The sequence below is a fragment of the Dysgonomonas sp. Marseille-Q5470 genome (assembly GCF_951230145.1).
Classification (GTDB): Bacteria; Bacteroidota; Bacteroidia; order Bacteroidales; family Dysgonomonadaceae; genus Dysgonomonas.
Genome location: NZ_CATNVE010000012.1, coordinates 61,611 through 76,204, shown reverse-complemented (window position 1 = coordinate 76,204; position 14,594 = coordinate 61,611). Strand labels below are relative to the sequence as shown.

12 protein-coding genes are annotated in these 14,594 nt (G+C 36.6%); 11 read left to right on the top strand and 1 reads right to left on the bottom strand.

Features of this window, described 5'->3' with window-relative positions:
- Positions 1 to 133 precede the first annotated feature (133 nt).
- The 10 genes from rpe to uvrA all read left to right on the top strand — a co-directional run bounded on the left by rpe (position 134) and on the right by uvrA (position 12,616).
- Positions 134 to 784 carry a ribulose-phosphate 3-epimerase gene (gene rpe / locus QOX35_RS15695; RefSeq protein WP_252639096.1) on the top strand — a complete coding sequence of 217 codons (651 nt, stop codon included), beginning with the start codon at positions 134 to 136 and terminating at the stop codon, positions 782 to 784.
- Positions 785 to 817: 33 nt separating this feature from the next.
- Entirely contained in the window at positions 818 to 2,791 is a 1,974-nt protein-coding gene (locus QOX35_RS15690; protein WP_283687742.1) for a ComEC/Rec2 family competence protein, read from the top strand.
- 45 nt (positions 2,792 to 2,836) lie between these two features.
- On the top strand, positions 2,837 to 3,883 hold the full coding sequence (locus QOX35_RS15685; RefSeq protein WP_252639098.1) for a DHH family phosphoesterase: 1,047 nt from the start codon (positions 2,837 to 2,839) through the stop codon (positions 3,881 to 3,883).
- A gap of 11 nt (positions 3,884 to 3,894) precedes the next feature.
- Positions 3,895 to 4,512, top strand: a complete 618-nt coding sequence (bamK, locus tag QOX35_RS15680; RefSeq protein ID WP_283687741.1) for a BamK family beta-barrel-assembly machinery protein — start codon at positions 3,895 to 3,897, stop codon at positions 4,510 to 4,512.
- Between the two features lie 33 nt (positions 4,513 to 4,545).
- Complete coding sequence (gene glmM, locus QOX35_RS15675; RefSeq protein WP_283687740.1) at positions 4,546 to 5,931, top strand: phosphoglucosamine mutase; 1,386 nt, start codon at positions 4,546 to 4,548, stop codon at positions 5,929 to 5,931.
- A 102-nt stretch (positions 5,932 to 6,033) separates the two neighbouring features.
- Positions 6,034 to 6,720, top strand: a complete 687-nt coding sequence (locus QOX35_RS15670) for a DUF2461 domain-containing protein (RefSeq protein WP_283687739.1) — start codon at positions 6,034 to 6,036, stop codon at positions 6,718 to 6,720.
- Positions 6,721 to 6,773: 53 nt separating this feature from the next.
- Entirely contained in the window at positions 6,774 to 7,670 is an 897-nt protein-coding gene (locus QOX35_RS15665) for a diaminopimelate dehydrogenase (RefSeq protein ID WP_283687738.1), read from the top strand.
- Between the two features lie 120 nt (positions 7,671 to 7,790).
- Entirely contained in the window at positions 7,791 to 8,615 is an 825-nt protein-coding gene (gene ispE, locus QOX35_RS15660) for a 4-(cytidine 5'-diphospho)-2-C-methyl-D-erythritol kinase (RefSeq protein ID WP_283687737.1), read from the top strand.
- Positions 8,616 to 8,759: 144 nt separating this feature from the next.
- A complete protein-coding gene (locus QOX35_RS15655; RefSeq protein ID WP_283687736.1) occupies positions 8,760 to 9,737 on the top strand; it encodes a lytic transglycosylase domain-containing protein in 978 nt (325 codons plus the stop codon).
- A gap of 41 nt (positions 9,738 to 9,778) precedes the next feature.
- Positions 9,779 to 12,616, top strand: coding sequence for an excinuclease ABC subunit UvrA (gene uvrA, locus QOX35_RS15650; RefSeq protein WP_135107335.1), 2,838 nt, complete (start codon positions 9,779 to 9,781; stop codon positions 12,614 to 12,616).
- A 425-nt stretch (positions 12,617 to 13,041) separates the two neighbouring features.
- Here the strand turns inward: uvrA and QOX35_RS15645 are convergent, their stop codons facing one another.
- Positions 13,042 to 13,833, bottom strand: coding sequence for a tetratricopeptide repeat protein (locus QOX35_RS15645; RefSeq protein WP_283687735.1), 792 nt, complete (start codon positions 13,831 to 13,833; stop codon positions 13,042 to 13,044).
- Between the two features lie 159 nt (positions 13,834 to 13,992).
- Here QOX35_RS15645 and QOX35_RS15640 point away from each other — a divergent pair, with 159 nt between their 5' ends.
- Positions 13,993 to 14,592 carry an RNA polymerase sigma factor gene (locus tag QOX35_RS15640; protein ID WP_283687734.1) on the top strand — a complete coding sequence of 200 codons (600 nt, stop codon included), beginning with the start codon at positions 13,993 to 13,995 and terminating at the stop codon, positions 14,590 to 14,592.
- The last annotated feature ends 2 nt before the right edge of the window (positions 14,593 to 14,594 follow it).

The following is a 14,594-nucleotide window of genomic DNA, read 5'->3' as shown; positions in this document are numbered from 1 at the left end:
AATCTCTCAGAAAAGAATAAAGGGTATAGACATTTGATGTTTGTACCTTTTTTCTTTTTGTCACTTGTGCTCTTTTTCGTATTTTTGCTTTGAAGGATGATAACATCAAATTTATAACTTATAATTCAATAGTATGCACCATAAAATAGCTCCGTCATTATTGTCAGCTGATTTTCTTAATTTGCAAGCCGATATAGAAATGGTAAACAATAGTGAAGCCGATTGGTTTCATTGTGATGTAATGGACGGAACATTTGTTCCCAATATCTCGTTCGGTTTTCCGATAATTAAGCAGATCAGTAAAATGGCAAAGAAACCATTGGATGTACATCTGATGATTGTAAACCCCGATCAGTATATTCCTGTTGTAAAGGATGCGGGTGCTTATATGATGAATGTGCATTACGAGGCTTGTGTACACTTGCATCGAACTATTGCTGCAATACACGATGCGGGAATGAAAGCTGCCGTTACTTTAAATCCTCATACTCCTGTTAGTTTACTCGAAGATATACTTCAGGATTTGGATATGGTATTGCTTATGTCTGTTAATCCGGGCTTTGGTGGTCAGAAGTTTATAGAGCGCACACTCGATAAAGTGTCTTGTCTTAAAGATATGATTGTAAGACGAGGGTTACATACACTTATCGAAGTAGATGGAGGTGTAAATTTGGAAACGGGAAAACGCTTGGTTGATGCCGGAGCAGATGTTCTGGTTGCCGGTAACGCTGTGTTTGCAGATGCCAACCCGACAGAAATGATTCATAAACTAAAAAGTCTGTAATAGACTTCATGTAGTATTAACAGGTGCTGTGGAATGAGAAATCCATTGTCGAAAATACCATTCCTTTTCCTCTTGCTCTCGCTGATTGTAGGTATTCTGTTTCAGTACTATTTTAAGAACGAATATATAAGCATAGTCTTTTTCCTGTCAGGAACTATGGCTATGCTTTTGTCATATCTTGTACCAAAAGATCGTCAATTCTCTTTACGCTGGCTCTTTGGTTTGGGGGTGGTTTTAGCAACGGTCGGAATAGGCTCTTTCTCTACAGCGCATCGTCAGTACTTATCTGAATATACTTTTTCGGGGACAAGAAACCTTTATAGAGGTATTGTAACAGACTCTCCTCAGGAGAAGGCCAAGACTGTTGCATATCGGGTGTTTTTACCCGATGAAGATAAGCAGGTAGTCTGTTATTTTCAAAGAGACTCGTTGATCTCCGAACGATTGAATCCGGGGGATGAGTTCCTTTTTTATGGTGAGGTTCAGCCCTTCCGAAATATGGGAAATCCGGATGATTTTGATTATGTCAGGTATATGTACAATCAGAACTTTATAGGTTCTGTTTATGTCTCATCAGATGCTTATAGAAGGACAAGAGAAGTCTCATCTAACCTTAAGTATCAAGCTTTACGTTGCAGGCAAGCTATTCTCGATTTCTATAAGGCTTTGGATCTGAAAGAGACAGAGTATGCTGTTCTGTCGGCGTTGACTCTTGGCTATCAGAACGAATTGAGTGATGATCTGAAACAAGGATTCAGGATGACGGGAACCGTACATGTTTTATCCGTGAGCGGGTTACATGTTGGTATTATTTATGTAATGATGACTTTCCTGCTCGGCTTTGTTCATCGAAATTCAAAGTACTATTGGATAAAGCCAGTCCTTATAATTCTTTTATTATGGGGGTATGCTTTTATTACGGGTTTGCCTCCTTCGGTAGTTAGGGCAAGCGCAATGTTAAGTGTGTTTTGTGTATCGGAGATCGTTGGGCGAAAAAGCTTTTCTATTCACGCCTTGTTCATCGCTGCATTCTTTATGCTTTTAGTCAACCCTTTCTCTTTGTTTGATATTGGGCTGCAATTAAGTTTCATGTCCGTACTCTCTATCTTATATCTTCACCCAAAGATGTCGGGTCTGATGAAGATAGAGAATAAGTATATAAGATATATTTGGCAGATGTTTGCTCTTTCAGTTGTTGCACAGTTGGCTACGTTTCCTATTTGCCTTTACTATTTCGGAACGTTCCCTACATATTTCTTTATTGCCAATCTGATTATAGTTCCTGTCGTTTCTTTGATTATGTATGCTGCGGGAGGAATTTTCTTTGCAAAGATGTTGAGTTTTGTATTCTCTGATTTTAGTTATTACTTATACTATCTTCCGGTGAAACTTTTACAGGCATTAATTAGTTTTATGACCTACGCAATTCATTTATTTGAACAATTACCCTTTGCTCTTTTGCAAAATGTAAAAGTTTCCTTTGTCGACTTGTTGTTGATCTTTACGATGATAATCGGGATATTGGTTTTCCTTATATATAAGAAATCGAAGGCTTTAATTGTATGCTTAACCGCCATATTGGTATTGCTTACGAGTCATATTCACAGCAAGGTCGTTGATAATACAGAAGTGATAACTGTTTATAATAGAAGTCAGGCTTCAGAGATAAAATGGAGTAAGTCTGGGGTTCAAACAGATATCCTACCGGGTGATACCACGAGTGGCTATATATACATTGGTTATCAAACAAACAATATGCTGATTTTGTCTTCTGATAACTGGAAAGAGCAGGCTACAGAAGAAAGATTTAAGGTTAACAATTTGGTGCTTACTCACAGTAACAGTTTCTCTTTATATTCTTTAACTCAGCTCTTTTGGATAGAAAATGTAGTTTTAGATGCTTCATTATCAAGATATACTAGGCACCGACTAGCTAAAGAATGTCAAAAACTAAATATTCCTTATCATGATGTAACTCAAAGTGGTGCATTTAGTTTGATTTTTTAGTACTTTTGTTGTTTGTATTTTAATTAGAATAAGGAGTTCTTGTAAATGATATCGAAAATAATAGCTAGTCAGAAGATAACAGCGGTAGAAGAGCTACTCGATCAATATGACAAAATTGTAATAGTTACCCATGTCTCTCCTGATGGAGATGCTATTGGATCTTCTCTTGGTTTGTACCATTATTTGAATGACTTGGGTAATGATGTAAATATTATAGTTCCTAATTCATTTCCTGATTTTTTGAAATGGATACCCGGAGCGAAGGATATTTTTGATTATGAAAAATATCCTGAATATGCTCAAAAGCTTATAGCAGAGGCTGAGCTTATCTTTTGTCTCGACTTTAATGTGCCAAAGCGGTCACATCATTTGGCTCCATTTATTGAGGCTGCTAAGGGAAAGAAAGTCTTGATAGATCATCACCCTGATCCAACAGAGTTCTGTGATGTGATGATTTCATACCCTGAAATATCATCTACTAGCGAACTCGTGTTTCGTTTGATCTGCCGTATGGGCGATTTTGAAGTGATGAGTTATAATACTGCTACTGCTATTTATACCGGTATGATGACCGATACAGGAGCATTTACTTACAACTCCAATAATATTGAAATATATTATATCATAGGAGAATTACTGAAAAAAGGAATAAATAAAGATCAGATATATTCGAATGTATATCACAACTATACCGAAGATCGTTATCGTATGTTAGGATATACATTAAGTGAGAAAATGAAGGTTTATCCTGAATATAACTCAGCTCTCATTTGGCTGACGAATGAGGAACAAAGTCGATATAATGTAAAAAAAGGTGATACTGAAGGTTTTGCAAATTTGCCGTTGAATATAAAAGGAATTATTTTTTCAGTTTTTATTCGTGAAGACAATGATTTTATAAAAATTTCGTTTCGTTCACAAGGAGACTTTCCTAGCAATCAATTTGCTTCTAAATGTTTTAACGGTGGTGGTCACCTGAATGCAGCGGGAGGAGAGTTTTACGGAACAATGGATGAGGCTATTGCAATATTTGAAAAGGCCTTACCCGAATTTGGTGACTTATTGAAAAAGAATAATATACTTACTAAATAACATAAATATAGATGAAAAAAATCATTGGTGCTATATTTGCTTTTATCGGATTTGCGATCATATTTGTTGCATGTGGAAGCGAGACTTATGCCGATAAGTTAAAGAAAGAAGAGAAAACAATCAATCGCTTTATCGATACATCGGGTATAAAGGTGATTAATAAATATCCCGAAACCAGAGTTTTTAAAGATAAAGAATATTTCAAAGACCCTAATACAGGTATTTACATTCATGTGATTGATTCGGGAACAAAAGACAAGATCAAATTAGGCGACTATGTGACCATGCGATTTTATGATACAAAAATGCTGCAAACAAACCCGGATACTTTAATTACGAATGATATTCAAGGGGTTACTGAATTTGCATATATGTACATGGATTACGGAAATACCAGTTCTTACTTATTTAGTAACACCAACTATATCTATAGCTTGTCTAGTGAATATTATATGTATTATTTCCTTTCACCGGGATGCGCTTTACCTCTAAGTTATAATCTGGGAAATCAGGCACAGGTAAGTTTAATTGTTCCTTTTTCAAATGGATCTTATTATCAGCAATCAGGATCGTACGAGCCGATATATTTTGGACGTCTGAAATATACAATTGTACCTGATGCAAAATAAGTTTTAGACAGTTACTACATTAATATAATAAAAATGACCTTAATTAAATCTATTTCAGGAATTAGAGGAACCATTGGCGGTAGAGTCGGTGATGGATTGAACCCTTTAGATACTGTGAAATTTGTATCAGCCTATGCAACTTTCATTAGAGAAAGTAAGAATAATGATTCGAACAAAATCGTTGTTGGACGCGATGCCCGTATGTCTGGTAAGATGATGGAACAGATTGTTACCGGAACTCTTATGGGTATGGGTTTTGATGTCGTAAATATTGGTTTGGCCACAACACCTACTACCGAGTTGGCCGTAACAATGGAAAAAGCATGTGGTGGAATTATACTCACAGCCAGCCATAATCCAAAACAATGGAATGCATTGAAGCTTCTGAATGAAAAAGGAGAATTCTTAAATGCAAAAGAAGGAGAAGAGGTTCTTCGTATAGCTGAGGCCGAAGATTTTGATTATGCACATATAGATCATGTTGGTACGCTTACGGAAAAAGACTATACAGATAAACATATACAGGCGGTTTTAGATTTAGAGCTTGTAGACGTAGATGCTATTAAAGCAGCAGACTTTGAAGTAGCTATCGATTGTGTAAACTCTGTGGGAGGAATTGTGCTACCTAAACTATTAAAAGCTTTGGGAGTAAATAGAGTCAATGAGCTTTATTGCACACCGAATGGTGATTTCCCGCATAATCCTGAGCCTCTGCCAGAGCATCTCAAAGATATATTTACAATGGTAAAGACCACTCCTTCTGATGTGGGCTTTGTTGTAGATCCGGATGTAGACCGTTTAGCTATTGTATGCGAGAACGGAGAGTTTTTTGGAGAAGAATATACGCTCGTTGCTGTTGCAGACTATGTATTGAAACATACTCCGGGAAATACTGTATCCAATCTGAGCTCTAGCCGTGCTTTGCGCGATGTAACCCGGAAATACGGTTGTGAATATAATGCTTCTGCAGTAGGAGAGGTGAATGTAACTACGCTGATGAAGGCTACCAATGCCGTGATTGGAGGAGAAGGAAATGGTGGTGTAATCTATCCTGCAAGCCACTATGGACGTGACTCTTTGGTAGGTATTGCATTGTTCCTTTCTCATTTGGCACACGAGAAGAAAAAAGTAAGTGAAATACGTGCATCATATCCCGAATATTTTATTGCAAAACAGAAGGTACAGCTAACACCAAGTATCGATGTAGATGCTATACTGAAAGCTGTTAAAGAAAAATATGTTCAATATGATGTAACAGATATAGATGGTGTGAAAATAGATTTCCCAGACAAATGGGTGCACCTTCGCAAGTCGAATACCGAACCTATTATCCGGGTGTATTCTGAAGCTCATTCGATGAAAGAGGCAGAGGATATCGGAGCTGAGGTAATGGCTGTTATAATGCAACTTGCAAAATAAAAATAGAATAAATAAAGAATAGCAGTTTTGTAAAAAGCTGCTATTTTTTTACCTTTATATTTAGGAATAAAAAATTATCATATATAAAGGATTAATATAGATATGAAAGAATTAACATTCAAAGGCTTTACTCCAAATACTTTTCAGTTTCTCAAAGACCTGAAAGAGAACAACTATAAAGAATGGTTTGATGAGAATAAACATGTATATGAGCAAGAGCTGTTGAATCCATTAAAGGCATTGGTTACGGCTTTGTCTCCCGCAATGCATAATATCGACCAGTCTTTTGAATTGCGCCCCCACCGATGCTTATCGAGGATATATAGAGATACACGTTTTTCGAAGAATAAAGATCCCTATAAAGATTTTATGTGGATGGCTTTTCAGATCCCCGTAACAAACGATATATGGAAAGACTATCCGGGATACTTTATGGAGATATCGGCTACCGGATATACGCTTGGCTTAGGGCTGTTTCAGCCAAAGAAAAAAGTAATGGATGCTTTCCGAGACGAGGTTACTTATGATGCTGAGGAGTTTCAGCGAGTAACTCAAGCTTCTGTATTAGATCGGGGATATGTAATAAATGGCGAGGAATATAAGCGACCTATACCTAATGATCTACCCGAGTATTTCCAACCATGGATACAACGCAAAGGGATATGGGTAAGTAAGACACGACCTGTAGGAGAGGAATTGTTTTCTCCTGATTTTGCCAATTTGATAAAAGACGATTTTCTTGCGATGGAATGGTTATACAACTTTATGAAGGAAGCCACTCAGATATAGTCTGATTAATAAGAATTTATAGTTATAAATCTAACAAATATAAATCAATATCAATGAATAAAATTAGAGCAGCTATTGTAGGTTACGGAAATATTGGACAGTATGTATTGGATGCAATTATTGCTTCACCCGATTTTGAGGTGGCCGGTATTGTCCGTCGTGATCCGTCGAATGTGCCTGATGAACTAAAAAAGTATCAGGTCGTAAAATCAATAAAAGAACTAAAAGACGTGAATGTGGCTGTGCTTTGCACTCCCACTCGCAGCGTTGAAGAATATGCTAAAGAGTGCCTGGCGTTGGGTATCAATACGGTAGATAGTTATGATATACACGGTGGTATTGTAAATTTACGCCGTGAGCTGGATGCTGTGGCCAAAGCGAATAATACGGTATCTATCATATCTGCAGGATGGGATCCGGGTACAGACTCTATGATCCGTTCCATGTTTGAGTTTATGGCACCCAAAGGCGTAACATATACTAATTTCGGTCCGGGTATGAGTATGGGACATACTGTTGCCGTAAAAGCTATTAAGGGAGTAAAGGCAGCATTGTCGATGACTATTCCACTGGGTACTAGTATTCATCGTCGTATGGTATATATTGAGGTCGAAGAAGGCTATAACTTTTCTGATGTAGCGGCAGCAATAAAAAGTGATGATTATTTCGCACATGATGAAACACATGTGATGCAGGTTGAAAATGTGGACAACTTGAAAGATATGGGGCATGGTGTGAATATGGTTCGTAAAGGAGTGTCGGGTGCAACTCAGAATCAGCTCTTAGACTTTAATATGAAGATCAACAATCCTGCTTTAACAGCTCAGGTACTAGTTGCTTCGGCTAGGGCTACAATGAAACAAGCACCGGGAGCTTATACAATGATAGAAGTTCCTGTTATCGACTATATATATGGAGATAAAGAGGCTTTAATAAAAAAACTGGTGTAATAATTATATCAAAAAAATCTGCCTCAAAAGTAAGGACTTCGTTTATTTTTATTATAAACAGAAGTTTTGCTTCTGAGGCAGACTATCAAAAATCATTAGACTTATACTCAAAACTGAAATATGATAACCTTTCCCAATGCCAAAATAAATTTAGGGTTGAATATAGTATCAAAGAGACCAGATGGATATCACAACCTTGAAACAGTTTTTTATCCTTTAGCGATAAAAGATGCTCTTGAAATCATTGTAAAAGATGGGCAAGGGAAGGATACTTTTTTCGAATCAGGAATTAAGGTTGATGCATCACCCGAAACAAATTTAGTAATGAGGGCATTGTCCTTAATGCGAAAACATTATGATTTTCCATTTGTGGAAGTTCATTTATTAAAGAAAATACCTTTTGGTGCAGGCTTAGGGGGAGGGTCTGCTGATGCATCGTTTATGCTTAAGCTGTTGAATCAAACTTTTCAGTTGAATGCGTCTGATGAGGAACTAATTAGATTGGCTGTCCAGCTTGGAGCCGACTGTCCCTTTTTTATATATAATCATCCCGTATTTGCCACAGGAATAGGTGAGGTTTTCGAAAAGATTGAATTGTCTCTTAAAAACTATTATTTTGTACTGATAAAGCCTGAGATACATGTTCCTACAAAAGATGCTTTCGCTTTGATTTCACCAAAACAACCAAAACAGTCTCTGAAGGAAATCGTAAAATTACCTGTTGCAGAATGGCGAGGTTTGATGGAGAATGATTTTGAGGAAAGTGTGTTTGCTAAATATCCGGCTATAGGCGATATAAAGAATAGTTTGTACCGACAGGGTGCGCTGTATGCTTCGATGTCGGGGTCAGGTTCATCCGTTTATGCTATTTTCACTGAACAAGTTGAGAACTTGGAATCTGTTTATAAGGACTGTTTTTGTCAACAAGGAAAATTCGAATACTAAAAACAGGAAGGGCTCTGATGCTCAAAAAATGCTGCTTTAAGATAAATTATAGATAAGCAATGTTTGTCGGACTTTTACTTCCAGAAATAAAATTGTACCTTTGATAGCTATTTTTTTAATGAAATATTACAAAACTAGCGATAAATGAAGAGAGTATTATTGTTCACTATTCCAGTTGTTTGTGTCTGTGTTTTAGCCTTTGTGTTATTGTCAAATAATAGCCATAGCGAAACAGAGTCTAAAGCTCCTTATGTCTTATCTATGACGAAATCTATAGACATTCCCGAGACGGTTGATTTTGCGGGGGAGGAGATAAAGCTTGACCGATACGATCTTCATGAGAGGTTCGATAGAGAGATAAACGGATTTACATATTTACATTCGACGACGTTATTACTTATAAAAAGAGCTAATCGATATTTTCCTATTATTGAGCCGATCTTAAAAGAAAATGGAATTCCTGAAGATTTTAAATATCTGGCGGTAATAGAAAGTAGTTTAGACCATAGAGCAGTATCTTCTGCCGGTGCTGCCGGACTATGGCAGTTTATGCCAAAAACCGCACCCGGATATGGATTGGAGGTTTCTTCTGAAGTGGATGAAAGATATTCGATAGAAAAATCAACTAAGGCTGCATGTAAATATCTGAAGGAAGCTTACAACAAATATGGCAGTTGGACAAGTGTGGCAATGTCATACAATGCCGGACAGGGACGTATCAGCGGAGAGCTGGATAAACAACAGGTTGACGAAAGTCTTGATCTGTGGCTCGTTTCTGAGACTTCACGCTACTATTTCCGGATGTTGGCTATAAAGTTGCTATTTGAAAATCCTTCTAAATATGGATTTATCCTCACAGAAAAAGATCTGTACAAACCGATTGAATTTACAAAAGTTGAAGTAACAGAATCGATTCCCGATCTCGCATCTTTTGCAAAAGAAAAAGGGTTGACATATGCACAATTGAAAGACTTTAATAGCTGGCTGAGAGATCGTAAATTAACAATTTCGGCTAAAAGCCAAAGTTCATATACAATTCTTATTCCTACACAGGAATCATTATACTACAAGAAAGGTAGTAAGGTAAGAGTCCATGATAAAGCATGGATTTCGCATGACTAATTAAAATATGCATAATTAGACAAGGAGCGTTTGGAAATTTGATGGAGACAACTATACCCGAAGAAAAAGACGTCATAAATGTATATGGCGCACGTGTTCATAATCTTAAAAATATTGATGTAGAAATTCCACGAGATTCACTTGTTGTGATTACAGGACTCAGTGGAAGTGGCAAATCATCATTAGCATTCGATACTATTTTTGCAGAAGGCCAAAGGCGTTATATAGAAACGTTTTCGGCTTATGCGCGTAACTTCTTGGGGGGTATGGAGAGACCTGATGTAGATAAAATTACAGGTCTGAGTCCGGTAATATCTATAGAACAGAAAACAACAAATCGTAACCCACGATCGACAGTAGGAACAACTACCGAAATATACGACTTTCTTCGCCTATTATATGCTCGTGCGGGAGAAGCCTATTCTTATCTTACCGGAGAGAAAATGGTTAAATATACCGAAGACCAAATCTTAGAGCTTATCCTTGAACGTTATATTGGGAAGAAAGTATATTTGCTTGCCCCTGTTGTTCGTAACAGAAAAGGTCACTACAAGGAGTTGTTTGAGCAAATAAACAAAAAAGGTTATCTGACAGTACGTGTGGATGGTGCAATTCGTGAAATTATACCTGGTATGCGTCTTGATAGATACAAGATGCATAGTGTAGAAATCCTGATTGATAAGTTGGTTGTTTCCAATAAATTTGCTGATAATCTCAAAACAAGCTTGCGCACAGCAATGAAGCAAGGCGATGGACTGATCATGATACAAGATGTGGATACAGGAGAGGTAAGGCATTTTAGCCGCCAATTGATGTGTCCGTCTACAGGGTTATCTTATAGTGATCCAGCTCCGCATTCATTCTCATTTAACTCACCACATGGCGCTTGTCCTCGTTGCAAGGGGTTGGGAGTAGTGAATAAAATAGATATGGAAAAGATTGTGCCGAAGCCACAATTGAGTATCTATGCCGGAGGTATAGCCCCATTAGGAAAATATAAAAACTCATTATTCTTCTGGCAGATAGAGGCTATCTGTGAGAAGCATGGTGTTACTATTAAGACACCAATAAAAGATGTTCCTGAGGAAGCAATAGATGAGATCATGTTTGGAACAGAAGAGCGTTTGCAAATTAAGAACGAGTCTTTAGGAAGTTCTAATTATGTAGTCGCTTTTGAGGGTGTTGCCAAATATATTGAAATGCAGCAGGATAGTGATTCTTCTGCTTCGGCACAAAAGTGGGCAGAACAGTTTATCAAAACAGATGTTTGTCCCGACTGTAATGGGCAACGATTGAGTAAAGAAGCTCTTCACTACAAAATAAATGATAAGAATATAGCCGATCTTGCCGAGATGGATATTCAGCATCTCTTTGAATGGATACAAGATATGGATGTGCATATTTCAGAAAGGCAAAAGCTGATTGCAGGGGAAATAAAGAAGGAGATTGTTTCCCGGTTGTCTTTTTTGTTAGATGTCGGTCTTAATTATTTATCTCTAAATCGCCCATCCGTATCCCTTTCGGGAGGTGAAAGTCAACGTATACGCTTGGCTACACAGATTGGTTCTCAGCTTGTAAATGTGCTTTATATACTTGACGAGCCTAGTATAGGGCTTCACCAGAGAGATAATACAAGGCTGATAGATTCGTTAAAAAAGTTACGTGATACAGGCAATTCTGTTATTGTAGTAGAACACGATAAAGACATAATGCTGGAAGCTGACTATATTGTAGATATGGGGCCTTATGCCGGTAGGCGAGGAGGGAAGGTTGTTTTTGCAGGTACTCCCGACGATATGCTCAAAACCAATACAATGACAGCTAATTATCTGAATGGTAAGCTTGAAATTGAGATACCTAAGAATAGACGCAAAGGCAATGGAAAAAAGATTACATTGAAAGGTGCAACCGGACATAACCTTAAGGGAGTGGATGTTTCATTCCCCTTAAATACATTTATTTGTGTTACGGGTGTTTCGGGGAGTGGAAAATCGAGTCTTGTAAATGGAACATTGCTCCCTATTCTGAGTCAACACTTGTATCGTTCTTTGGCTGATCCATTACCTTATAAAACGCTTGAGGGAATAGATCTTGTAGATAAGGTGATAAGTGTAGATCAATCGCCGATAGGACGTACACCACGTTCGAATCCTGCAACCTATACGGGCGTTTTTTCAGATATAAGAAATTTATTCGTCAATCTTCCTGAATCTAAAATAAGAGGCTATAAAGCCGGACGTTTCTCTTTTAATGTAAAAGGTGGTCGTTGTGAGGTTTGTGGTGGTAATGGTTATAAAACGATTGCAATGAATTTCTTGCCGGATGTATATGTACAATGTGAAGAATGTCATGGTAAACGTTACAATAGAGAAACGCTAGAGGTGCGATTCAAGGGGAAATCAATAGCTGATGTTTTGGATATGACCATCAATATGGCTGTAGAGTTCTTTGAGAATGTTCCTAATATACTACATAAGATTAAAGTATTGCAAGAAGTGGGACTTGGGTATCTAAAACTTGGACAACCTTCAACCACATTGTCCGGTGGGGAATCTCAACGTGTGAAACTTGCAACCGAACTAGCACGTACAGATACAGGGAATACCATCTATATATTGGATGAACCTACTACCGGCCTGCATTTTGAGGATATACGAGTTTTACTCGGAGTCCTTAATAAGCTTGTTGACAGAGGAAATACAATAATCGTTATAGAACATAATCAAGATATAATAAAAAGTGCAGATTACATCATCGATATGGGACCTGATGGTGGAATTGGAGGTGGAACTGTGGTTGGTTATGGGAAACCCGAAGATATTGTAAAAAAGGGTAATAGCTTTACTTCTGAATACTTGAGAAAGGAAATAAGCAAGTAAAATCTCAAAATAGGATTAATTTTGAAAAAAAATAGATATTATCTATTGTTAATGTGTAAAATTTACTATCTTTGCTGAGCAAATAGAGATAATATTCGTTTTTGAGATAAATACAATCGAGTCAGGTGAAATTACCGCTTCAATAATGAAGGATCGCTTTGTTATTTACAATCAAAAATACAATATAAAGAAACACAGAGTTGGTTCCTGAAATACATTTGAACCAAGTAGTCAGGCTGCAATCAACTCTATTGTGTAGTTTTGTAAAGTTTGTGTTAAGGTTGGGAAGTCTGCGAAGGTGATTTCGCGGACTTTCTTTTGCGCAGAACGAATCTACAGCATAATCCTAGTTCTTATAGAAAAGATTATATCTATATTTATTTATCTGAATTGTGAAGGTAAGTTGGTTGTTGGCCAATACTTATTTATTGGTCTATTTTGCTTTTTACAATCTTAATGCTTGTTTCTACCTCTTTTCTTAGATCTGAATCATTGTTATCATTTAACATTTCTATTACAGTTTGGTAATCTTGTAGAGCCTTATTGTATTCTTCCATTTCATAGTAAGTATTTCCTCTATTATAATAAGCTATTGCTGAATTTTCCAGCTTTAAGGCTTTGTTATAGTCAAGTATGGCTTTGTCGTAATATTCAAGTTTTTCGTATACTAACCCGCGATTGTTGTACGCACTGGCATAATCGGGCTGTAAGTCGATCGTTTTATCCAGATCTTGTAAGGCTTTATCGTATAGTCCCATATTGCTGTATATTGAGCCTCGGTTGTAGTATGACATCGCATTTTTGGGATCGAGGTCTATAATATCGGAGCATACATTCAATGTTCGCATTTCATCTCCCATCTGATAATATGCTGTAGCAAGGTGTACATATGTTTTCAGTAATACCTTGTTTCGCCATTCGGTATCTTTTTTATATTTCTCATCATTATTTATTCGTTCGATGAGGGTACTTAGCATGTCTACCTTCTGTTGAGGAGTGTCTAACTTTTTTAATGCAAAATATAGGTCATTATTAAATTTAACTAAGCTCTTTTCTCCTTTCTTTTTTCGGCGTGCTATCAAGAAAAACATTAACGCAAATGATAATAACATAATCCCGAACATTGCCATAATGCCAATTATGCCTATATTTACAAACCAAGACGAGTTACACGAGGTAAACAATAAAGACAACGATGATATATATATAATCCTCATTTTAAATAAATAAAGTGTTGATACAGTTTTAAGCGGCTTCTTTTGCAAATTTAGATAAAAAGATCAATTATAGAAACTTTCAGCCAAAAGCTATTGAGCTTTTTGGTCTTGAATATATAAAATTAGTAGATTTGTATCGTTAACCTTTCTTAATTCAGTATGTCTCTAAAACTACATGCGCGTATAGATCAACAGATGGACGATTCTGACTTATTCTTTTTGATACAGAAAAGCAATAAGGAGGCTTTTACTATCGTATATAATAGATATCATAAACAATTGTATCTATTAGCTTATACATATCTGAAAGATAGAGATATGTCGGAGGATGCCATTCAGCATGTTTTTTCTAAATTATGGGAATTTCGTAAGGATATTAAGATTAAAGTCAGCCTAAAGAATTTTCTTTATACCATAACGAAGAACTATATACTAAACCAGATCAGAGATAATAATACTGCTATAAAAAAGAATTATGAGTTAGCTTTATCTGTAGAATCTTACGAGGATAATCTATTCGATATTATTGAGCAAAAAGAATTAATGATGCTTTTCAGAAAAGCATTGGAGATGTTGCCTCTACAGAAAAGACAAGTTTGTTTATTAAAAATGGAAGGCGATTTATCGAATCAAGAAATTGCTGATAAAATGCAAATTTCTATCCATACAGTAAAGACTCACTATGCGCAGTCAATTAAACTTTTAAGAGCCCACTTAGGAAAAATGTTAATAAGTATTTTATTTATCATTCTTTCATAGGC